Origin of the sequence: Streptomyces sp. NBC_01481 (assembly GCF_026339995.1) — a bacterium.
Classification (GTDB): domain Bacteria; phylum Actinomycetota; class Actinomycetes; order Streptomycetales; family Streptomycetaceae; genus Streptomyces.
Genome location: NZ_JAPEPT010000003.1, coordinates 345,557 through 368,245, shown reverse-complemented (window position 1 = coordinate 368,245; position 22,689 = coordinate 345,557). Strand labels below are relative to the sequence as shown.

The window sequence follows — 22,689 nt, the reverse complement described above, 5'->3', positions numbered from 1 at the left end:
CTCAGGTCACCTCCGATCTCCGGGCCCAATGCGGTATGCGTCGTCGAGGAACTTCGTGCTTCGCGAGGGGAGTGGCCGCGGCAGGTGCCGCCAGCAGCGAGGCGGCCACGGTCAGATGCAGCAGATACGGCGAGGCGTCGCCCAGACCGGCCTCGGTGTAAGACGCGATCGCGCAGTAGCTGATCAGGAAGATCGCGCAGGCCCTCGACAGCGACGGTGGCCGCAGCAACGCGACGCCGCCCAGCACGATGATGACCGCCGCCACGATGGCGGTGCCGGTCAGACCCTGCTCGTGGTAAACGGCCAGCCAGCTGTTGTCGATCGGCAGCCCGCCGAACGACTTGTCGCCGAGGCCCGCGCCGAACAGGTACTCCGAGGTCGTCCGGGGGGCTGACAGCAGGGCGTCCCAGACCTTGGCCCGACCGGTGAGGTTGGAGAAGTTCTCCTTGCTCTGTCCGCGCAGGAACCACGCCTGCAGCGCGGAGCTGAACGCCACCGCGGCCACGGCGGCGCACAGCACCGCCCAGGCGAAGAACCGGCGGGCGGCGGCGCTGGTCAGAACGAGCGAGCCGATCGCCAGCACCAGCCCGATCAGCAGGCCGAGCGTGGCCGTCCGGGTATGGGTCAGCGCGAGAAGGACGAGTGCCGGGACGATGACCACCGCCGCGCTGCCCCTGTCGGTCCGGCGGCCCAGAACGAGCAGCACGGTGAGCCCGATGATCACCGCGGCGTACTGTCCGATCTGCGGCGGGGTGAGCGGCCACAACGCGCCGACCAGGCGCCCGCCGTAGAGCTCGGGCATGGCGGCGCCCGGTGAGATGACCAGGCCGGCGGCCACCGACCCGAGGACCACGAAGTACATCCGGATGTGGTGCCGGACGAACGTCGGGTTTCCGTCCCACCAGCGGCTGAGCAGCCACAGCGTGCCGACGAAGAGAGCCAGCCGGGCGCAGCGGAACAGCGCGCCGAACCCGGACTCCAGGTTCGCGCTGGAGATCACGCTCGGCACCAGTAGGAGGGTGAGCAGGAAGACGAAGGCGCTGGCTCGGATGCGCAGCCGGAGATTGATTGCCAGCGCCAGCGCGAACGCGGCGACCAGCGCGCCCATGGTGACCATCTGGATGAGGGAGCGGGGCAGCGGGATGATGGTCTTCGCCCCGGCGGAGCCGAGCGTGTTGAGGATCAGCAGCCCCCAGACTGTCCCGACGATCTTCGACGTGTGGTCCGCGCCCATCTCAACCACCGTCCCGTGCGCGGAAGGTGCTGCCCGCGTCCTGCTGGTACGGCGTGCCCTGCCACTGCCCGAAGTCGAGCTTTCGGCTCGGGTCGTGGGCGATGAAGCTCCATGGTCCGCGGTAGACGTTGTCGTGCCAGCGGTTGTGCTGCTTGTGGGTGATCGCCTCAGCCACCTGTTCGCCCGGGTACGGCGTCCAGTCCGGATAGGTGCCGTAGTTGGCAAGCACCGCCATGCGGCCGCACTCCACCGTGCACCCGACGACGGACGTGTCCAGCACGAAGCGGTTGTGGTGGATGTCCACCCGCTGGGTCTTCCACCGGCAGTCGGCGTAGAGCGGTGCGGTGGCGATCCCCGGCTGTGCGCAGCGCTCTGTCTTCTTCACCAGCAGCGTGCAGTCACCGGACGAGGTGTTGGCCGGGCTGTTGCAGAACCGGTCGGCGTTCTCCCACAGGGTGATTCCGGACCAGTTGTTCTCCAGCACGTTCCGGTAGATCTCGATCTTGTCCGTGCGGGCCCGGATCCGTGGTTCGCCGCCGGACTCGGACAGGTAGACGGTCGCGAACGGGAAGTTGTCGCCGCGGTCGGCGTACGTGCGGCCCACGACCCAGTTGTTCCGCCGGATCGTGTTTTTCCGGATGACCGCGTTGTAGCTGGTCTCGTAGATCAGCGCGGCACCGTCGTTGGCCTCGAGCACGTTGTCCTCGATGCGGAAGTCGTTGTTGTTGGTGTCCGCCCACAACCCGGCTCCGCGGTTGGCGTGCACCCAGTTGCCGCGGATGTCGGCGCCGTTGACGGCCCAGAACTTGACGCCTCCAGTGCAGCCGCAGCCCGGCCGCCGCCGCTCCCAGTCGTCCTTGTTGTTGCCCACGATCTCGTTGCCCTCGAGCACCAGGTCACTGATGGGGTCGCCGACCTTGTACGCGTTCATTCCGTACTGTCCGTTGCCGCGCAGGCAGCTGGCGCGGACCTGCTGGCGGGCACCGGCCATCAGCCCGGCGCCGGAGTTGTTCTGGATCGTCGCGTGCTCGATCACCCACCCGTCGGCCGAGTCGTGGTTGACCACGCCCTCGTTCTGCGGCGCGACGAAACCCTGCACGGTCAGGTGGCGGATGGTGACGTCGCGGGCGGCACCTCCGAACGCGTACTGGTTGGTCTTCCGGCCGTCGAGCACCGCGCCGGGCGCGCCGAGGTAGGTGTTCCCCTTCTTGGGGATTATCTGGGCGTAACGGTCCGATTCGAGCCTGTGCTTCCCCGGCCGCAGCCAGAACGTGGTGTTCGGCGGGCTTTTCTTGGTCTTCGCAGCCAGGTCACCGACCACCGCGGGGTCGACCGTCACCGCACCCGCCGGCGCCTTCACCGGCCCGGCCGCGGGCTTGGCACACACCCGGGCCAGGGACCGGGCCCCGGACGTGGATGGCGCAACGGTCGGCTCCCCCGGGGCGCTTGGTGTGCTCACGCAGCCGGTCGCCGCCAGCAGGACCAGCACCAGCGGTGCCGTCGGCAACGCCCAGTACCGCTTCTTGATCACCACGCGTCCTCCCTAGCCGCGGAACCTGAGCACGGTGGTGAACCCCTCCGCGCCGTCGGCGAAACCGGTGCCGACCAGCGTGGTGGAGGGTTCCTTGCGTCCGAATCCGGCGGAGTACCAGCCCAGCGGCGGGTCACTCTCGCCGCGATGCGCGCGCCAGCGCAGCTGCCCGGGCAGGTCGAGCACCGCGGAGCGGTCCTCGCCGTCCCGGGTCCAGGTGAGCACGGCCCGGTTCTCCGCCAGGTCCGCGGTGATCGCCGGGCCGAGGTGGAACGCGAGGCGCATGTCCCGGCGCGGGCCGCGCACCTCGTCGACCACCCGCAACTCCTCAGCTGCGGCGGTCAGTTCCACCCGGCGGCGGTGCACGGAGCCCTGGTAGCCGTCGTGTTCGGCGCACCAGCGGGCCGTCCCCCCGTCGGAGGTGTCGGATGTGTCCGCGACCAGGACGCGGCTGCCGGCATGGCGGGTCCATAGGAACGGGCCGCCGGAGGCGGACTGGTCACCGCCGTCCAGCTGCAGGGTGTTGTGGCCGAGGGTGGACCGGAAGTACTCACGCCACTCGGGCTGCCCGTGGTAGCAGTACGTCCCCGGGTCGGCGAGTACGTCGACTCCGTCGTGCCGGACCTCTATGGACAGCGCGTCCGCGTGGGCATGCGCGGCGATGGACAGGAATCCGTGCGGGCCACCGTCGCAGCGGCACCAAATCTCCTCCGGACCGCGCAGGATGGTCATGCCCGCGTCAGCCAAGTGGGAAGGTCGGCTCGCCGGGCGGGTCACGGCCGGTGCAGTTCCATTCTTCGAGTACGGCCGGATGAGCGCGGCAAGCAGCGGGGTGCGCACATCGGTGCCGGTCACCGCCGGCCACCAGTCGAGCCGGCCGAACACGGCGTCCCCGGTGGCCAGCAACGAGCCCCAGCGGTCGGTGCCCGCGCCGTCCACGATCAGCCCGTGCCCGTCGTCCGCGTCCCCCTGGCGCGGCGGCCGCAGCCGGTTGTCCACGATGGCCGCGAGGGCGTCGGTCATCCGCAGCAGCACCAGCCGGAGCGATGCGGGGACCGGCACGTCGGCGGCATCCGCCTCGGCCATCGCGGCCAGGCCGAGCTCCAGCACGAGTCCGTGATACTCGGTGGCCAACTCACGGTTGAGGCCCGAGTGGAAGGTATTGCCGCGCAGCTGCCGCTCCAGCGATCGCAGCGCGCCGGCTCGCCAACGCGCCGAGGCGGGGAACCAGCCGAACGCGCAGGCTGCGGCGAACTGCCCGGCGGCCTCGGCGATGACGTGGTTGTTCGCAGAGGACCCCCGGCTGGGGAAGGCGGCCAGCCAGCGCTGGTGGTGCCAGATCTGGTTCAGCGCCACCGGGTTGTCCTCGAACAGCCCGGCCGCGCCCGGCCAGCCGTCGAGCAGCCGGCGGATCCACACCCAGGACAGCAGCCGGATGCCCAGCTCGATGCCGCTGACCCAGTGCACTCCGCGCAGCGGCGCGTTGGCCGCCCACCACAACCGCAGGTGCTCGGCCACCCGCTCCGCGTACCGCTCGTTCCCGGTGATCGCGTAGGCGGCGGCGAGCACGGTGAGGTACTGATGCCGGGACGGCTCCCAGATCTGCTTGATGTCCCCGACCGCGTCCTCGTTCCGGTACGGCACGTCGAAGGCGTACCCCCAAGGAGCCCGGCGCCCGGTCTTCGGGTCGTACCACCAGTCGGGGTTGACCATGTCGTCGCGGTCGACCCCGAAGTACTCGGCGTGCCCCGCCATCAGCCGGTCCGCCTCGGCGATGAGACGTTTCGCTGCGTCCGGTGGCACTGCGGCGATCGCCCCGGCGGGCAGTACCGCGGTGAACCGGGCGCCGGTCACGCTCGGGCAGTCCGGCGGCGCCGACCGCCACCGCCGCCTCCGCACCGCGTCGCCCACCCGGCCGCCGACCTCCCGCGGTCCCATCCGGGACAACCGCCGCAGGTACCAGCCCGCGCTCATGGTCATCGTGCCCTCGCCAGCGTCACCGGCGCGCCGCCGGCCAGGCCTGCCTGTACGGCGAGGGTGGCCGCGGTGGTGGCGACCAGCGACTCAAGCGGCACCGGCATCGGCCCGCCGGTCCGCACGGCCTTGATGAACGCGGCCAGCTCGGCGGACTGGCCCTTGTCCCGGGCCTTGGGCAGCCGCGAACTGACCCACCGCTTGCGGCGGCCATCGTAAACAGCGGCACGGACGAAGTCGTCGAGCCGCAGCACCTTGCCGTCCGCGACGAGGTCCAGCGTCTCCTTGGGGAAGCCGGCCGCGCCGGTGGTGACGTAGCTGATGGTGGCGGTGGACCCGTCCGGGTAGCGCAGCACGACCTGCAGGTCCTCGTTGCCTGCCGTGGCGACCGCGTACACCGAGACCGGGTCGGCCTCGAGCAGCCAGCTCGCCGTGTCGATGAAGTGTCCGCCCTCGCCGGCGAAGCGCGAGCCCTCGGTGCCCTGTTGGAGGTACCAGCTGCCGTGCTGCAGCCGGCCCGCGTTGACCAGGTAGCGCAGGCTCGCCGGACCGGTCCGGGCGCCGAACCGCTTCCTGGCCTCCTGCAACAGCGGCGCGAACCGGCGGTTGAAGCCCACCTGCAGCCGGTCGTTGCCGGACTCCTCCACCGCCGCGAGCACACCGGCCAGCTCGTCCTCGGTGAGCGCCAGGGGCTTCTCCACGAACACCGCCTTGCCGGCCAGGAGCGCCCTTCGGGTCAGTTCGGCGTGCGAGCTGTGGCGGGTGACCACGAACACCGCGTCGACGGACTTGTCGCCGAGTACGGCGTCGAGATCGGTGGTCGCCTCGGCGAAGCCGAACTTCCGCTTGGCGTTGGCCGCGGACAGCGCCGTCGTGGTGACGACCGTGGACAACTCGACGCCGTCGCGCTGTGCCAGGTGCGGCAGCAGCATCGACGTCGCGTAGTTTCCCGCGCCGGCGAACGCCAGCCGCACCGGTGCCTTGGCGGACCGGGCCGGGGTGGACGCTTTGCCGCTGCGTCGCACCGCGGGCACTGCGACCGCCGGTGCCTCCGCTTCCCCCGCTTCCTCCTTCTGTTCGGCGTACCGGAACAGCACGGCCACGGCCTTCAGGTCGCCGTCCTTCAGGCTCTGGTACGTCTCGACGGCGTCGTCGAAGTCGGCGATGTGGGAGACCAGGGGCTCCACGTCGACGCTGCCGCGGGCATGGAGATCGAGGAAGCACGCCAGGTTGCGGCGCTCGGTCCAGCGCACGTAGCCGATCGGGTAGTCCCGCCCCTCGAGCTCGTACTCCGGGTCGTAGCGCCCGGGGCCGTAACTGCGGGAGAACCGGACGTCGAGCTCTTTCTCGTAGTACGCGTTCCACGGCAGGTCCAGGCGGCACTTGCCGATGTCGACGACCCGGCCACGGTCCCGGCACAACCGGGCAGCCAGCTCGACGGGCTGATTGCTGCCGCCGCCGGCGGCCAGGTACACCTGGTCCACGCCGTGACCGCCGGTGAGTTCGGCGACGGCGGCTTCCACGGCCGCGGACGCGGGATCGCCGCAGGCCGCGGCGCCCAGGCCCTCGGCGAGCTCGCAGCGCACCGGGTCGGGGTCGACCCCGACGACGCGGACCCCCGAAGCGGCGAGGAGCTGCACCACCAACTGCCCGATCAGCCCGAGGCCGATAACCAGCGCCACGTCGCCGAGTTGCGGCTCGCCGCGGCGCACGCCCTGCATCGCGATCGACCCGACGGTGCCGAAGGCCGCGTGCCGCGGCGCGAGGCCGTCCGGCACCGGGGCGTAGAGGTTCTTCGGCACCCAGTTCAGCTCGGCGTGCAACGCGTGCTCGTTGCCGGCGCAGGCCACGAGGTCGCCGACCTTCACATCGTCGATCCCGGCGCCGACCTGCTCGACCACCCCGCACAGCGAGTAGCCCAGCGGCGTGTAGGAGTCCAGCTTGCCCATCACCTTGCGGTAGGTGGCGGGCACCCCGTTGGTGGCCACGCTCTGCATGACCTTGGCCACCTGATCGGGACGGGAACGGGCCTTGCCCAGCATCGACATACCGGCCTCGGACACCTTCATGAGCTCGGTCCCGGTGGATATCAGCGAGTAGGCGGTGCGGACCAGCACACCGCCCGGCTTGCACCCCGGCACCGGCACGTCGAGCACCGCCAGCTCGCCGCTCTTGTAGTTCTGCACAACCTGCTTCACAAAGTCCCCTTGTTTCTACGCCGTCTACTACGCCGCCGAGCGAGCGCTCCGGCCGGACCCGGAGGTCGCGTCGCGGTACCAGTACTCGAGGGTCAGCACATGCCACAGATGCTTGGAGAAGTCCCGCTGCCCGGCAGCGTCCTCGGCGACCATGCGCGCCAGCGCGTCGCGGCGCAGGAACCCGGAGTTGACGAGCACGCCGTCGTTCACCACCTCGCGCACCAGGGGTGCCAGATCCCGGCTCATCCAGGCGCGCAGCGGGGCGCTGAACAGGCCCTTGGGCCGGTACACGATCTCCCGGGGCAGGATCGAGGTGGCCGCCTCCTTGAGGACGGCCTTGCCCTGCCGTCCGACGATCTTGCGATCGCCGGGCACGGCGAACGCCGCCTTGACCACCTCGACGTCCACGTACGGCACCCGCACCTCGGTCGACGCGGCCATGCTGGAGCGGTCCGTGTAAGCGAGGTTCAGGCCCGGCAGGAACATCCGGGCGTCGCCCAGGCACATGCGGTTGACGAAGTCGTCCAGCTCGTTGTCCTCGTAGATGTCCGCGTGCTCGGTCAGCACGTCGTCCACCGTCCCGGCCAGGTCCGGATCGACCAAGGCGAGCAACTCGTCCTGGTCGTACATGGTGTAGCTGCGCCGGAACGCGGTCTCCTCCGGCAGATCGGCGAAGGAGAGGAACCGTTTGGCGAAGCGCACCGACCGGTACCCCCGGCGGGCCGTTGCCACCGGCAGCCGGTCCACGGCCCTGGACACCCCGCGCCGCAGGGGCCGCGGGACGCGCTGGTAGCGCAGTGCAAGGAGGTTGGCCAGGTGCTTGCGATAACCGGCGAACAGCTCGTCGGCACCCATCCCCGAGAGCATCACCTTGACCCCGGCCTCCCGGGCGGCCTCGCAGATCAGGAACGTGTTTATCGCGGCGGGGTCGCCGATCGGCTCGTCCAGGTGGTACGTCATCCGCGGCAGCAGGTCGAGCACATTCGGAGCGATCTCGATCTCGTGCAGGTCGACGCCGAACCGCTCGGCCACCTGCCGGGCGTAGCGAAGGTCGTCCGGCATCGCCTCGAACTTGGCGTCCTCGGCGCGGAACCCGATCGTGTAGGCGGAGATCCCGGGTTGGTCGCGGGCGGCCAGCGCGGTCAGGTAGCTGGAGTCGAGGCCGCCGGAGAGGAAGGTCGCCACGGGTACGTCGGAGAGCAGGTGGCGGCGAGTCGAATCCTCGACAATGGCGGCCAGATCCGGCTGCTCGCCGCCCCGGGCCCGCTCCCTGCCCTCGGCGGCGACGTCCTTCAGGTGCCAGTACCGGCCGCGCTCCACCCGGCCGTCGGGCCTGCACCGCAGCCAGCTCCCCGGCGGCAACTTCTCCGCCTCGCGGAACGCGCACCGTGAGTCCGGCACCCAGTAGTAGAGCAGTGACGCCACCAGCGCCGCCTCGTCCACCTGCAGCGATCCGCCGGTGGCGGCGGCGAGCGCCTTGAGCTCGGAGGCGAACACCAGGCCCGCACCGCGCCGGAGCAGGAACAGCGGCTTGATGCCGAGCTGGTCGCGGGCGAGCACCAGCTCACCGGTTCGCTCGTCGAAGATCCCGAACGCGAACATGCCGCGCAGCCGGGGCAGACAGTCCGTGCCCCAGCGCCGCCAGGCCTCAAGCAGCACCTCGGTGTCGGAGGTACCGCGGAAGCGCACCCCGGCGGCTGCCAGTTCGGCACGTAATTCGGGCGCGTTGTACAGCTCCCCGTTGTACGTCAGGACGAGGCCGTCCGAGACCATCGGCTGGGCGCCGGTCTCGGACAGGTCGACGATGGCCAGCCGGCGGTGCCCGAGGTGCACTTCGCCGTCACCGACGGAGTGGCTGTACCGGCCCGCCCCGTCCGGACCGCGGTGGGCGAGGGTGTCGGTGAGCCGGTCGGTCACGGCCTTCCCGTCCGGCCATCGGTAAGTGCCTGCGATGCCACACATGTCCTACCGTGCCTCCTGGTCGCTGTCCGGGACCCGTGCGGCCCACTTCGGCTGCCGCTCAATGCGCCGCCTGCCGGTCCCGTTCTGCCGGGCCAGCCGCTCGTTGTGGCCGCGCAGCGCGGTGTGCAGCCCGTCCCACAGCGTGCCGTCGGTCCGGTCCCGCGGATCGGGGTCGATCAGCACCACGCCGATCACCGGAATGCTCTGGTCCGCGAGTTGCCGCGCCACGGTGTGCAGCCATGCGGCGCTGCCGTGCCCGGCACGTACGACGAGCACGGTCTGGGTGCCGAGGTGCTGCAGGTCGGTCCACGCCGCGCCGGGTGCCACCGAGCCGACGCCGAGCCGGCGCTCCTGCTGCGATCCGGTCGCGGCGCTCTCGCCGCTGACCACGGTGGGGTCTCCTGGCTTCGGGCGGCGGTTGGCGAGCTGCTGGCGTGGCAGACCATCGACGATGACCACCGGCTCCTCAGCCGTCGCCAGTGCCCGTGCCAGGTCCAGGGCGATCACACTCGTGCTGCGCGCACAGCCCAGTTCCAGCAGCGACACCGGTTCCGCGGAGCCGCGCACGGTGCGGGCCAGGGACGAGGTGAGCCTTGTCCGTGCCGCCCGGGTCCGTCGGCGCTGCCACAGCTTGATCGACCAGCGGGGCACGCGGCGCAGCTCCGCGATGACCGAGGCGCCCAGGTTCGCCGCGATCTCCCGGCGCAGCACGGGGCGGTCCGCCACCACCGAGCCGACCGCGGCCACCGCGAGCCCGAGGACGAGACCGAGCACGAGCCCGATCACGGCGTTGGTGGCAGCGGTCTTGGGCAGGGAGTGCTGCACCGCGCGCGGGGCGTCCACGATCTGTGTGCCGGCGATGAGCCGGGGCGTGCTGGTGCGTGCCTCTCCGGCGCGCTGATCGAAATCGGCTATCCGCGAGGTGAGTTCGGCCCGGCGGGCGAAGAGAGACTCGAGGTTCGCCGAGTCTTCCGCTCTGCTCTCCGGGGTTCTGTCCCCGATCGTCTTGTTGACCTGGGCGAGTTCGTTCCGCATCCGGTCACGCTGCTCGAGCAGGGTCTTGGACTCGGCGTTCGCGGCTTCCTGTATCCGCCGCACATGGTCCGCGACGAACGCATCGGCCAGCGCCTTGGCGCGGGCCACCGCTTCCGCGTCGCTGTCACCTGTCACATCGATCTGCAGCAGGTTGTTGGTCAAGCCGATGCCCCCGTAGTCCTGCATGAAGTCCTCGGGTTTTTCCGGGGACTTGAGGGACTGCAGGGCCTTGCTCGCGATCCGCGTGGTCCCCAGCAGCGCGACGTCGGTGCGGATCAGCGTTCCGGGGTCGTTCGGCTGGTCCGCCTGGTGCGCGACCAGCACCTTGGTCACCGCGGTCGGCGGTGGCGGCAGCAGGACCGCCACCGCCGCGCCGACGAGCAGCCCAAGCAGTGCCATGGCCGACCAGAGGCGGCGCCGCCTCCGTACCGCCACCACCAGCGACTGCAGGTCAAGCAGTGGAGTGGCGGCCGACGACTCCGAACCTGTACTCGTCGTCACCCTGAGCCTCCCCTTGCGTCGTTGCCCACTGCGAGCGGGGGCGTGGCGGCATCCCGAGGCCGGCCGGCGGACCGTGTCGGACGGGTCCAGACCGTGCCGGCGAGGACGATGCCGACGACCTCGTGCTTGGCATCCGCACACGCCTCGGCGATGCCGGCGAGTTCCCCTGCGGTCCAGCTGCCCGCGCTGAGCACGACCAGGGCACCGGACTCGTTGTCGCGGTCCGGCACCATCGGCCGGGTCACCGAAACCCCCACCTCGCGCAGCAGCAGATCGCTCCCGGCCTCGGCGACGAGCTGCCCGGCGGCCCGGCGGGCGATCTCGTCGCCGTCCGGGACGACGACCAGCAGCCGTCGGGGGGCGGGCAGTTGGTCCCGGAGGCGGGCGCACACCCGCCGGTAGCGGATCTGCCTGCTGGCCTCGTCGCCGGAGGTCTGCGGGGTCGGTACGTCCCACCGGATGTCGAGGCCGAGGAGCCGGCGGATCCGGGGCCGCAGGGCACTGTCTTCCGGTCGGTGCGCGGGCCGTTCACCAGGTACGTCGACGGAGCCGAGGAGCGCCGAGCCCAGCGCCGCGGCGATCTCCGGTTCGGTGCGCAGTCGGCGACTCACCCGCGCGGCGGTGAGATGGCCGATGACCGAGACCAGGAAGAACAGCAGCGCCCCGGCGACGATGAGTTGCATCCTCGTCGGCGGTGCCTCGCCGGCCGGCCGGGCGGACGGCCCCATGACGACCAGGTTGGCCTTGTTGGTCGCCGGGTCGGCCTGGTCCAGCTTGTCCATGGCCTCCTGCAGGGTGGTGCGCAGCTTCTCGAGCTCGGTGCGGCCCTGCACGCTCTCCACGGTCTGCCCCGGATCGGCCGCCTCGGCCAGGTCGGTGATGCGGCGGCTGGTCTGCACCACCATCTTCCGCAACGCCTCGGGCCCCGCCGCCGCTTCGGGGTCGGTGTTGTCGCCGGCTATCCGCGCGGCGAATGTGACGTACTGCTGGGCCACTTGGTCGGAGAGCCGCTGCGCACGCTCCGGGGTGTCGGCCGTACCAGAGATCTTGATGATGTTCCCGTCCGAGGCCTTGGCGCTCACCTGGTCCCGCAGCTCGCGGCCGCTGACCCCGCTCCAGTCGAGCGCAGCGGCCGCGCGGTCGACCACTACCGAACTGGTCGCGATCTCCGACTGAGTCAGCAGCTCGCGCTCCTCCCACGCGCCCGGCAGCAGTACCGATGCCGATGTCGTGTAGCGCGGCGGAATCAGCAAAGAGGTGCCGTAACCGACGAGCGCACCCACCAGGGCGAGGACGGTGAGAAGCCGCCGGCGCCGACGGATGATCCGGCCGATCGTGACCAGGCGTATCGTGTCATCGCTCAACGGCGCTGCCTCTTCCCTGCCCGGTCCGGGTGGCCCGCCGACACCGGAGCGTGGTCCCGGCAGGCAGCGGCGTAGGCGGCGAGCAGCGATTGCTGGGAGTTCCGCCAGGCGAGCGGCCCGTTGATCCGTTCCTCGCCGATCTTGCCCATGCGGGCCCGCTTCTCCGGGTCGTCCAGGAGCAGCGCGATGAGCTTGGCGAACTCGGCCTCGTCGTTGGCGGGTGCGTAGACGGCGGCGTCGCCGGCGGAGACCCGCGCCTCCCGGAGGTCGAACGAGACGATCGGCCGTCCCATCACCATGTACTCCAGGACCTTGTTCATGGTCGACACGTCGTTGAGCGGATTGTGCGGGTCGGGAGAGAGGCACACGTCCGCGGTGGACAGGTAGCGCGCCAGGTCGGCGTCCGGGATGCGCCCGGTGAACTGCACCTGCTCCGAGAGCCCGAGCCGCCGGGACAGCTCGACCATCGCGTCGAAGGTGTCGCCGCCGCCGACGAACACCGCATGCCAGTCGGTCCGCCCGAACTCGTCGCGCAGCTTCGCGAGGGCCCGCAAGGCGTAGTCGACGCCGTCCTGGGGGCCCATGACGCCGAGATAGCACAGCAGATGAGGCTTCCCGCGCTTCAGCTCCGGCTCGGGCGGTACCGGCTGGAACCGGTTGGTGTCGGGCGCGCTGCGCACCACGAAGACGTCCTCCGGCCGCTGCCCGCCACGGCGCAGCGCGACATCCCGGTAGCTCTCGTTCGTGGCGAGCACGACGTCCGCGGCCCGGTAGGTGCGCCGTTCCAGCGCGCACACGGCGCGGTAGAGCAGATCCTCGCCGCGGTCGAACCGGGAGAGGTACAGCTCGGGTACCAGGTCGTGCTGGTCGAAGACGAACCGCGCCCCGCGCCGCTTCAGCCACAGTGCCGGCAGGAACAGCAGGTCCGGCGGGTTGCAGGCGTGCACCACGTCGACCGGGCCGACCTTGCGGGCCAGCCGGAGCGTGTGCCACAACGCCGATCCGTACTCCCGCAGGTAGCCGGCCGGCCCTCCGGTGGCCGCGCGCAACGGGTAGCGGTGGATGCGCACCCCGTCGATCTCCGCCTCCGGCTCCGTGTCCCGCTTCTCCCCCCGGGGACAGATGACGTGCACCGTCCAGCCCGCGTCGCGCAGCGTCGTGCACTCCTGCCACACCCGCCGGTCGAACGGCACCGACAGGTTCTCCACCAGAATCAGCGCGCGCCGGGCGGGCCCGGCGCCGCTGGTCTTGTCACCAAGCAAGGCCCACGTATCCCGGTTCGGTCCGGCGCGCCTCGGCGTCGGGAAGATGGACGAGGTCGATGAGCACCGTGCCGTCGCCATGGGGCAGCGCCGACAGGACGGCCGGATCCTTGGTCCCGACCAGGCACACCTCGGCATGCTCGAGGACCTCGTCGACGGACTCCGCGAGCAGCTGCCCGAGGTGCGGCAGCCGGGTCTCGATGTACTCGCGGTTCGCGCCGAGCAGCCGGGAGAGGTTCACATTGGGGTCGTAGATCCGCAGGTCGTAACCCTTGCCGTAGAGCCTCTCCGCCAGCTCGACGAGCGGGCTTTCGCGGAGGTCGTCGGTGCCGGGTTTGAAGGACAGCCCGAACAGGCCCACCCGACGCTTGCCGGTGCGCTCGACCAACTCCACCGCGCGCTGCAGATGTTCGGCGTTGGAGGGCAGCACGTGGGCGAGGATGGGCACCGAGATGTCGGCCCGCCGCGCCGCGTGGACCAGGCTGCGCAAGTCCTTGGGCAGGCAGGAGCCACCGAAGGCGAAGCCGGGCCGCAGGTAGGCGGGGCTGATGTTCAGCTTGCGGTCGGCCAGGAACACGTCGATCACCTGGTGCGAGTCCACCCCGAGCGCCTGGCACACCGCGCCCAGCTCGTTCGCGAAGCCGATCTTGAGACCGTGGAACGCGTTGTCCGCGTATTTGATCGCCTCGGCCGTCGGGATGGGCACCCGGAACACCTCGCCGGGCAAGCCGTCGTACAGCGCCGCCACCACGTCGCCGCTTGCCGGGTCGAGCTCGCCGATGACGGTCTTGGGCGGGTCGAAGAAGTCCCGCACGCTCGTGCCCTCGCGCAGGAACTCCGGGTTGACCGCGACCCCGAAGTCCACCCCGGCCGTGCCGCCGACGTACTTCTCCAGGATCGGTACCAGCAGGTTCAGGCAGGTGCCCGGGAGCATGGTGCTGCGGAACACGACGGTCTGCCGCCCACCCCGCTCGGCCACCGCGGCACCGATCTCCTCGGTGACCCGCTCCAGATATGTGGTGCACAGGCTGCCGTTGGGCTCCGACGGCGTGCCCACGCAGATCAGCGACACCTCGCTGTCCATGATCGCCTCGCGGACGTCGCCCGTGGCGCGTAATGCTCCGGTCCGCACGACCTCGGCTGTGAGCTCGCCGATCCGCTCCTCGACCACCGGGGCCTTGCCGTCGTTGACCAGGTCGACCTTCACCTGGTTGACGTCCACCCCGATGACCTCGTGACCGAGGCTGGCCAGGCACGCGGCCGACACGCAGCCCACGTAGCCGAGTCCAAAGACGCTGATCCTCATGACCCGTTCCTCCCCCCAGGCAGGCCCTTTTGGCCTGCCATCCGCGCGCCGATCGATCGATGCCCCCCCGCGCATCAGTAGGCCCCCTGCCCCTGAAGCACCGCACGCAGCGTCTTCCACAAAATCACTGTGTCAAGGGCGAGCGACCAGTCCTCCACGTACCGCAGGTCCAGCCGGACCGCCTCCTCCCACGGCAGGTCGCTGCGTCCGCTTATCTGCCACAGGCCGGTGAGCCCGGGCTTGACCAGCAGCCGCCGCCGGATGTCCGGGCCGTACGCAGCGGACTCCTCCGGCAACGGAGGCCGCGGACCGACGAGCGACATCGATCCGCTGAGCACGTTGAAAAGCTGCGGCAGCTCGTCGATCGAGTACCGGCGCAGCATCGCTCCCAACCGGGTCACCCGCGGATCCCGGCGGAGCTTGAACAGCAGGCCGGCGCCCTCGTTGCGGTCGGCCAGCTCGGCACGTGCCCCGTCGGCCCCGGCGACCATGGTGCGGAACTTGACTATGGTGAACTCGCGGCCGTCCTTGCCGACCCTGCGCTGGCGGTAGAACACCCCACCCCGGCTGTCCATCAGCACGAGCAGCCCGACGAGCACCATCAGCGGCGCGAACAGCATCAGCAGGACCGCCGCGCCCATCCGGTCGACGACCTCTTTGACCGCCCGGCGCCCCCCGGAGAAGATCGGCATGCTGACCCGCAGCAGCGGGATCCCGAGCACCGCGTCGACGTGCAACCGCGGGCCGGCCACCTCCATCAGCACGGGGGCCACGACCATCTCGGCATCGCTGCCTTCGAGGTTCCAAGCCAGCCGCTGCAGCCGGGACGGTGACCAGTGCGGGTCCGGTGTGACCGCGACGACACGGTAGCCGTCGCGGCGGACGTGGTTGGCGACGTCCGCCAGTCGGCCGACGACCGGCACTCCGTCCAGTTGGTCACCGTCGAGCCCGAGACCGTCCGGCGTGCACACCGCCTCCACGCGCCAGCCGAGGTGCGGGAACTTACGGACTCGGGTTATCAGGTCGCGCACGGTGGCCGGGCTCCCGGCAGCGAGCACCGGTCTCAGGCACCGTCCTTCCTTCCGCTGTTTATGCAGCCCGAGGCGCAGCAGATACCGCGCGGTCATGGTGACGAGCGCGATCGCCGGGATCGCGACGAAGATCCAGAGCTTGATGTTGCGCGAGGTGAGGGCGATCCCGCCCAGCGCCAGTACGACGGCCGCCGTGAACAGTGAGCGTCCGAGCCGGCGGAATTCCTCGGCGCCCTGGCCGAGCACGGCCGGAGCCCACGACCGGCCCACCGCAAGCGCTCCCAGCACCAGCAGCTCGGTGCCGAATGCGAGAAATCCCCAATTCTCGTGCCAGTTGGCCGCGTCCCGGACCCCGAAGAAGCCGCCGATCGCCGCCACCACGAAAGCGGTGACCACGGTATCGCTGGTGATCACGGTACGGCGGTACCGCTGCTCCCAGTCGATCGCGGGCCGGCTGATTGCCCCGTTCACCGGACGCTCACGCGCCGATAGAAGCGGGCGTACTAATTCCCCCTGCTGCACAGACCCCCCCAGGGTCCCAGTGGGCTCAACGTGTTCTTTCCACACGGTTCCTCCCCCCGGGAGGCCCCCGCCCCCCGCACTGTTCCTCCCCTCGGGAGGCCCCGCCCCCCGCGCCGCGCTGTTCCTCCCTCCGGGAGGCCCCCGCCCCCCGCGAATGACATACCGCCGGCTATTGCAGCGCTACTTGAACACCCCACCCAGGCGCCGGCGGACTCGTATGTCCTGCCAGAGTCTCGACGTGCGCGGGAACCCGTTATGTCTGGCGCCGGGGACGCGACTGCTGACCGTCCGTAGCGCGCCGGACCTATAGATCGATTATTGGTCGCCTCGACCAAATAGCTGAAGCACGGTCAATCTAGACCATCGGGGCCAGTGTGTAGAGGGGATGTGTGCAATTTGTGCTCAAGCTTTGAGACTGGATCCACCGATCGGTGACCCCTACGCGTGCCTTGACGAAGAGACATGCCTTGTGACCTGTGATGATGGGAGTTCTCTGGGCCGCCGGCACCGGCAAACCCGAGGCGTCCGGCAGTGGCAACTGGGCCGCACCCAGGCCCTGCTGACGCCCTGTCCACTACGCCGTGCGGCTGTGGGTGCCTCTGCGTGTCAGCGCCTGACCGTAGGGTTGTCGGTGGGGACAGGGACCGTTGGACAGGGGGAAGTTTTGCCGGTGGGGGACGCGAGCGCGGCACAACTGGTGGGCAGATCCGGCGAACTCGCACGGCTGGACGCCGTGCTCGCCGGACTGGGGCAGTCGGGAGTGCCCGCGGTCGTCGACATCGCCGGTGAGCCCGGCATCGGCAAGAGCCGGTTGCTCGGCGAAGCGTGCGCCAGGGCTGAGCAGGCCGGTTTCACGGTGTTGCGCGGCCGGGCGACGGAGTACGAACAGCACGTTCCCTTCCAGGCGTTCACCGACGCGCTCGCCGATGCCGCTCCCGGCTCACCGGCCGCTGATCCAGCCCTCGCCGAAGCGGGCTCGGTGCTGCACGACATCCGGCACGTGCCGGGCGACGCGTCCCACGCAGGCGCCACTGCCCGGTTCGGGACGCATCGTGCGATCGCGGAGTTCTTCGCGCGCCTGGGCGAGCGCGGCCTGGTGCTGGCCATCGACGACCTGCACTGGGCGGATCCCGCGTCACGGGAACTCGTGGACCACCTGGTGCGGCACCCGGCGCGCGGCCGGGTCCTCCTGGTCGTGGCGCGGCGCTCCCGGCAGACGCCGACGCCCTTGACCGCGGCGCTGACGCGCGGTGCCGACAGCGGAGCCGTGCTGCATCTCGCCCTGGAGCCGCTTCCCGAGCAGGAGTCCCTCCGGACGCTGGCCTTGGACATTCCCGAGGACCACGCCAAGCAGCTGTACACCGCCAGCGAGGGCAACCCCCTGTACCTGCTCTCGCTGTTGCACGCGTACCGCAACGGTGCGCCGCTGCCCAGCATCACCGCCCATGCCGTCGCCACAGACGCGGTTGGCGTGCCCAGCGGGCTCGCGGCGCTACTGCTCGACGAACTGACCGCGCTGACCGAGCCGCAGCGCCGCATCGTCGAAGCGGTGGCCGCGCTCGGCGACCATGCCACGTCCGCCATGCTGGCCGTGGCGACCGGGCTCACGGTCCGATGCGTGGAGGACCAGACCGGCGCTCTGGTGGTGCGGGATGTGCTGCGCGCCGGGCCGGGCGGCCGATGGGCCCTGCGCCACCCGCTGGTGCGGGCACTGGTCTACGAGAACATCGCCCCGCACCGCCGTGCCGAGGTCCATCGCCGCGCCGCGCAGGAACTGGCCCGCAGCGGCGCTCCCGCCACCGAGCGGGCCCACCACGTCGAACGGTCGCTGACCGACTGGGATCCCACGGCCGCGGCCGTACTGAGCGAGGCCGCCGCGCAGTTCGCCTCGACCGCGCCGGCCACCGCCGCCCACCTGCTGGACGTCGTGCTCAGGCGCATGCCGGACACACCCGCCCACACCCGGCGGCGCGGCGAACTCGTCCTGGCGCGCGCCCGTGCGCTCGGCGTCAGCGGGAACTCCCGGGAGAGCCGGAACCTGCTGCACACCCTGATCGAGGCATCGGGCAAGGACCATCCCGAGCTGCGTACGCAGGCCATCGCCCAGTGCGCCGTCATGGAACGGCACCTCGGCCATTCCCCCGAGGCCACCGCACTGCTTCGCCGGGAGCTGTCCCGCCATCCGGGCCCGTCCCCCGGCCAGGCAGTCTCCCTGAGGCTCGCCCTCGGCATGTCCGCCCTGCTGACCGCGTCCTACCCCGACGCACGCGCGGACGTCGCACAAGCCGTCGCCGTCGCACGCTCCGACGACGACCCCACGGGCGAAGCGGCGGCCCTGGCACTGGCGGCCCTGGGAGAGGCCTACGAGGGCGAGACGGAAGCGGCCACCCGGTTCGCCGACGCCGCCTGCCGACTCGCGGACGCGCTGACGGACCCCGGCCTGACGGATCTGTGCGAGTCACTGGTCTGGCTGGGCTGGGCGGAAGTCGTGCTGGAGCGCTACACCGACGCCGAACGGCACATCACCCGGGGCCTCGACATCGCCCGCCGCAGTGGACAACTCCATGTCCTGCCGCACCTGCTGACGAGCAGGGCCTTCCTCCACCTCAACACCTGCCGCCTGCCGTCCGCGCTGGAGGCGGCCGAGGAAGCGGAGTCCATAGCGCGGGCCGCGGGCAGCCGTGACCTCCTCGCGTTCACCCTCGCCATCAAGACGCTGGTGCTGCTGCTGGCCCGTCCGCTGGGGGACAACAGCGCCCTGACGACCGGTGAGGAGGCCGTCGCTGCAACCAGCGGGAGCAAGGGCTGGTGGTCCGCCCTGGCCTGGTGCATGCTCGGGCACGCGACGTTCGTGAGCGGCGACCCGCACCGCGCCCAGGAGGCCATCATGACGGCCGGCGGGGGCACTGAACTGCCCCTTCTGCAACCGTCGGTCCGTCCGGGCCAACTGGACAGCCTCGCGGGCGCGGCCCTCGCGACCGGGGACATCGACCAGGCCGAACGCTGGGCTGCACAGGCTGAGCGCGAGGCCGACCGGCTGGGCCTCGGCGGTCAGCGCGCAGCCGCGCTGCGTGCTGGTGCCGCGCTGGCCGAGCACCGCGGCGACACCGGCGAGGCCGTACGCCTCCTCGACGCGGCCACAGAGGAATACGTCCGCTGCGGCCAGCCCCTGTGGGAGGCGTACTCCCTGCTGCGTGCGGCGCCCTTGGTGCAGAGCGCCGGTCAGGGCCCGCGTGCCGCCGCAATGTGGCACCGCGCCCACCGGATCGCCGTCGGTGGCGGCGCACGACTGCTTGTGGACCTGGCCGAGTTGATTCGCCCTCAGGTGATGGCTGAGGCAACAGCGATTCCGGCGGAGCTGGCTGAACTGACGCCGCGTGAACTCGAGGTGGCGGGACTGGTGGCGGAAGGCCTGAGCAACCAGGAGATCGCCGCCCGGCTCCACCTCAGCCGGCGCACCGTCGAAACGCACCTGTCGTCGATCTACCGCAAGGCCTCCGTACCGTCCCGCTCGGCGCTGGCCGGCCTCATGACCCGCATAGGGCTGGACTCGCAGAGGAATACGTAGCCGGTTACGTGTTTCCACTGAGGCTGCTTCCCTCGCAGCCGTCTACGTTCGAGGAGTCGGACGACGCGAGCGGTTTCGGGGGGCTGGGTGAAGAGCAACGCCAGGGGCGTGCTGGGGAGTTGGGGGGCCGTCCTGGTGGCGGGGAGTCTGCTGACCGGCTGTGCGGGCGGTTCCGGGGGGTCGGCGCAAGGGGCGAACGAGGGGGCCTCCCGGAAGACCGGATCGCCCTCGCACAGCTCCTCGCCCGGAACCGGGGCGACCCCTTCGGACGGCTCGAGCGCCGCTTCCGGCTTCACACCCGACGCTGCGCTTGTCCCCAGGACCTCGAAGGACGCGCGAAGACTGGTCGACTCTGTCGTGCTCGCCCCGAGCGACTGGGGCCGGGGCTTCGTCGCGCAGAATCCGGCCAAGAGCACTCCGAATACCTGGGCCGTGCTGGACGGCAGCTGCCGCTGGCAGCGGGAGAAGCTCCCCCACGGGGTACTGGCCGGCGTGTCCCGGTACAGCCGACTGCCCGGTGCCGGAGGCAAGGGCACCGTCAAGGTGTCAGCCACGGCCACCGCGCACACCTCCGTCCTCGGCGCCGACGAACAGCTGAGCACCACCCTCGAGGACGTTCTGCGCTGCCCTGAACAGGAGCCCCGGACCGACGAGCGGATCACGGGCCTGATGTCGCTCGGCACCCCCTTCGGCAACCGCGAGCAGCAGTACGCCGACGACTCCGTACTCGAAGCGGGCGAGTACGGCGGGAAAGGCGGCGGCACCGTGCCGTACCGGTGGATGGTCGCCCGGCTCGGCACGATCGTCGTGGCCGTCTCCGTGACGGGCGCGAAGGGGCGCCCCCAGCCGGAACTCGATCAACTGGGCGCCACCGCCCTGGCACAGATGCTGACACGCATCCAGCAACAGCTGAAGGGGAAGTGATGGAACCGCTCCGTACGTCCGACCCGGCCAGGCTGGCGGACTATCGGCTGCTCGGGCGGCTCGGCGCGGGCGGCATGGGTGTGGTGTACCTGGCACGCTCGGTGGGCGGATCACTGGTCGCGCTGAAGGTGATCCAGGCCGAGTACGCAGAGGACGCCGACTTCCGGGAGCGGTTCCGGCGCGAGGCGGACACGGCGCGCCGGATGACCAGCCCGTGGGTGGCATCCCTCGTGGACGCGGACCCCGGGGCGGCGGCACCCTGGCTGGCCACCACCTTCGTGCCGGGGCCTTCGCTCGGTGAGGCCGTCGCCGCGCACGGGCCGTTGCCCCAGCGGAGCCTGCGGGTGCTGGGCGCACGGCTCGCCCAGGCGCTGCGGGACCTCCACGCCGTCGGTCTCGTGCACCGGGACGTCAAGCCGGGCAATGTGCTGCTGGCGCTCGACGGACCACGGCTGATCGACTTCGGTGTGGCCCGCGATCCGGAGGACACCGCGCTCACGTCGACCGGCATCGTGGTCGGCACTCCCGGCTTTCTGTCACCGGAACAGGCCCAGGGTGGACGGGAGTTGGGACCGGCCGCCGACATCTTCTCGTTGGGCTGTGTGCTGGCCTTCGCAGCCACCGGCCGCCCTCCGTTCGGTACCGGCACACTCGACGCTCTGCTGTTCCGCGCGGTGCACGACGCGCCGGATCTGGAGGGTGTTCCGCAGGAGCTCGCCGAGGTGGTGGGCGGCTGCCTGGAGAAGGACCCGTCCCTACGGCCCACGGCCGAGGCGCTGTCGGGGACCCTCGCGGTCGCCCCACCCGGGCTCGGCGTTTCGCCTCCCGACCCGCGGGAGGCCCTGCGGATGCGTTCTCAGTCCTCGGACGCGCCCGCGAGCCACGTCTCCGGCGACGAAGCCGACTGGTTGCCCGAGTCGTTGATCCGGCTGATCGCCGAGCGGTCGGCTGCCGGGCTCGCGCTGCCCGGCATCGACGACACCGAGGTCGTCCCCGGGGCAAACGGTTCCGGTGCGGCGGGAGCCCCACCGCAGAGCCGCGCCGTCGGCAGACGCCGCTTCCTCCTTCTGGCGGGTGGCGCGACGGCTGTCACGGTCGGAGGCGGCCTGGCCGCCTGGGCGACGCTTTCCGGTGACGGCAAGGACAGGGGCGACGGTTCCGGCCCGGCCTCGACGGCCGCCCGGCCCGTGCACACCATCGGGCTGCACGCCGACCTGACCGGTGATCAGAAGCTGGTCGGCCGGGCTCAGGAGCGAGGACTGCGGCTCGCGGTCGATGAGTTCAACTCCCGTGGGGACAAGCCCTTCACGCTCGCCGTGAAGACCGTGGACGACAGCGGCGATCCGGCAAAGTCGCCCGCCGCGGCCTCGCAGTTGGTCGCCGACCGTTCCGTCGTGGCCGTGATCGGTCCCACCACGGATGCCACCGCGCAGGCCTCACTCGCGACATACGACGCCGCGCTGCTGCCCGTGATCGCGGTGTCGCCCGGAGCCACCGTGCTGGGGGTGATGGGCAGCCGGTCCTTCCTCCACGCCCGTGTGACGGACACGATCCTGCCCTTGTATCTCAGCGCGTATCTGCGTGGCACCGCGAAGTCGCGCACGGTCGGGATCGTCGACGACCGGGCGGCGGACGCGTACGCCTGGGAAATCAGCAGCACGCTCAGCCATATCCTGAGGCAGGGGAGACAGCCGGCCGTGCCGAAGGTGGTCAGCGCACTGCGGACCGACTTCGGGCCGACCCTCGACGCCCTTCTCGACGGCGGCGCGGACTCCCTGGTCTTCGCCGGCCACCACGACCGCGCGGCGCTGCTGGCCCGGGAGCTGAGGAACCGTGACTTCCCCGGGGCCAAGGCCGCCGCCCAGGGGGTGCTCGACATACGGTTCCTGTCCGCTGCCGGGGACGCGGCCGAGGGCTGGGTGATCGTCGCCCCCGTCATGGACTCCTCCGTGGCTCCCGAAGCCAAGGCGTTCGCGGCCGCGTACCGCAAGCGTTTCGGTGCCGAGCCGGAGCGGTACGCCGTCGAGGCCTACGACGTGGCCCGTCTGGCAGCGCAGACCCTCAGCACGCTGCCCGCCAAGAGCGTCACCCGCAAGAACCTGACGACGGCGCTCCGTTCGGCGACGTACAAGGGGATCACGAAGAACTTCGCGTTCAACAAGCAGACCGGGGCCCTGGTCATCGACGGCAGCGGGGTCTTCCTGTGGAAGGTCACCGGCGGCCGGTTCCGGTTCCAGGGCGTGGCGCCGTACCAGGTGTCCACCTGATGGGGCACTG

13 protein-coding genes are annotated in these 22,689 nt (G+C 71.0%); 3 read left to right on the top strand and 10 right to left on the bottom strand.

Annotated elements, in window-relative coordinates; translation table 11 throughout:
• Position 1 precedes the first annotated feature (1 nt).
• The 10 genes from OOK40_RS18145 to OOK40_RS18100 all read right to left on the bottom strand — a co-directional run bounded on the left by OOK40_RS18145 (position 2) and on the right by OOK40_RS18100 (position 15,920).
• Positions 2-1,234, bottom strand: coding sequence for an O-antigen ligase domain-containing protein (locus OOK40_RS18145; protein WP_266482587.1), 1,233 nt, complete (start codon positions 1,232-1,234; stop codon positions 2-4).
• A 1-nt stretch (position 1,235) separates the two neighbouring features.
• Positions 1,236-2,768, bottom strand: a complete 1,533-nt coding sequence (locus tag OOK40_RS18140) for a right-handed parallel beta-helix repeat-containing protein (protein WP_266482584.1) — start codon at positions 2,766-2,768, stop codon at positions 1,236-1,238.
• Positions 2,769-2,777: 9 nt separating this feature from the next.
• Positions 2,778-4,745: an alginate lyase family protein gene (locus OOK40_RS18135; protein ID WP_266482582.1), complete on the bottom strand. Its 1,968-nt coding sequence runs from the start codon at positions 4,743-4,745 to the stop codon at positions 2,778-2,780.
• Complete coding sequence (locus tag OOK40_RS18130) at positions 4,742-6,937, bottom strand: bi-domain-containing oxidoreductase (RefSeq protein WP_266482580.1); 2,196 nt, start codon at positions 6,935-6,937, stop codon at positions 4,742-4,744. Before OOK40_RS18130 ends, OOK40_RS18135 begins: the two co-directional genes overlap by 4 nt.
• A 27-nt stretch (positions 6,938-6,964) precedes the next feature.
• Positions 6,965-8,899: an asparagine synthase (glutamine-hydrolyzing) gene (gene asnB / locus OOK40_RS18125; protein ID WP_266482578.1), complete on the bottom strand. Its 1,935-nt coding sequence runs from the start codon at positions 8,897-8,899 to the stop codon at positions 6,965-6,967.
• A 3-nt stretch (positions 8,900-8,902) separates the two neighbouring features.
• Positions 8,903-10,435 (bottom strand): Wzz/FepE/Etk N-terminal domain-containing protein, encoded by a 1,533-nt coding sequence (locus tag OOK40_RS18120; RefSeq protein WP_266482576.1) that lies wholly within the window; start codon positions 10,433-10,435, stop codon positions 8,903-8,905.
• Positions 10,432-11,799: a Wzz/FepE/Etk N-terminal domain-containing protein gene (locus tag OOK40_RS18115; protein ID WP_266482573.1), complete on the bottom strand. Its 1,368-nt coding sequence runs from the start codon at positions 11,797-11,799 to the stop codon at positions 10,432-10,434. Before OOK40_RS18115 ends, OOK40_RS18120 begins: the two co-directional genes overlap by 4 nt.
• On the bottom strand, positions 11,796-13,061 hold the full coding sequence (locus OOK40_RS18110) for a glycosyltransferase family 4 protein (protein WP_266482571.1): 1,266 nt from the start codon (positions 13,059-13,061) through the stop codon (positions 11,796-11,798). Before OOK40_RS18110 ends, OOK40_RS18115 begins: the two co-directional genes overlap by 4 nt.
• On the bottom strand, positions 13,051-14,367 hold the full coding sequence (locus tag OOK40_RS18105; protein WP_266482569.1) for a nucleotide sugar dehydrogenase: 1,317 nt from the start codon (positions 14,365-14,367) through the stop codon (positions 13,051-13,053). Before OOK40_RS18105 ends, OOK40_RS18110 begins: the two co-directional genes overlap by 11 nt.
• A gap of 74 nt (positions 14,368-14,441) precedes the next feature.
• Positions 14,442-15,920: a sugar transferase gene (locus OOK40_RS18100; protein ID WP_266482567.1), complete on the bottom strand. Its 1,479-nt coding sequence runs from the start codon at positions 15,918-15,920 to the stop codon at positions 14,442-14,444.
• 670 nt (positions 15,921-16,590) lie between these two features.
• Between OOK40_RS18100 and OOK40_RS18095 the strand changes: the two genes are divergently transcribed.
• The 3 genes from OOK40_RS18095 to OOK40_RS18085 all read left to right on the top strand — a co-directional run bounded on the left by OOK40_RS18095 (position 16,591) and on the right by OOK40_RS18085 (position 22,679).
• The gene (locus OOK40_RS18095) at positions 16,591-19,488 is read left to right on the top strand and encodes an AAA family ATPase (RefSeq protein WP_266482564.1); all 2,898 of its coding nucleotides are present in this window, start codon (positions 16,591-16,593) and stop codon (positions 19,486-19,488) included.
• An 87-nt stretch (positions 19,489-19,575) separates the two neighbouring features.
• Positions 19,576-20,412, top strand: a complete 837-nt coding sequence (locus OOK40_RS18090) for a hypothetical protein (RefSeq protein ID WP_266482561.1) — start codon at positions 19,576-19,578, stop codon at positions 20,410-20,412.
• Entirely contained in the window at positions 20,412-22,679 is a 2,268-nt protein-coding gene (locus OOK40_RS18085; protein ID WP_266482558.1) for a bifunctional serine/threonine-protein kinase/ABC transporter substrate-binding protein, read from the top strand. Before OOK40_RS18090 ends, OOK40_RS18085 begins: the two co-directional genes overlap by 1 nt.
• Positions 22,680-22,689: the final 10 nt, after the last annotated feature.

Coding starts and splice junctions, on each gene's coding strand:
- OOK40_RS18145 (WP_266482587.1), bottom strand. CDS start 1,234: ATGGGCGCGGACCACACGTCGAAGATCGTCGGGACAGTCTGGGGGCTG.
- OOK40_RS18135 (WP_266482582.1), bottom strand. CDS start 4,745: ATGACCATGAGCGCGGGCTGGTACCTGCGGCGGTTGTCCCGGATGGGA.
- asnB (WP_266482578.1), bottom strand. CDS start 8,899: ATGTGTGGCATCGCAGGCACTTACCGATGGCCGGACGGGAAGGCCGTG.
- OOK40_RS18105 (WP_266482569.1), bottom strand. CDS start 14,367: ATGAGGATCAGCGTCTTTGGACTCGGCTACGTGGGCTGCGTGTCGGCC.
- OOK40_RS18085 (WP_266482558.1), top strand. CDS start 20,412: ATGGAACCGCTCCGTACGTCCGACCCGGCCAGGCTGGCGGACTATCGG.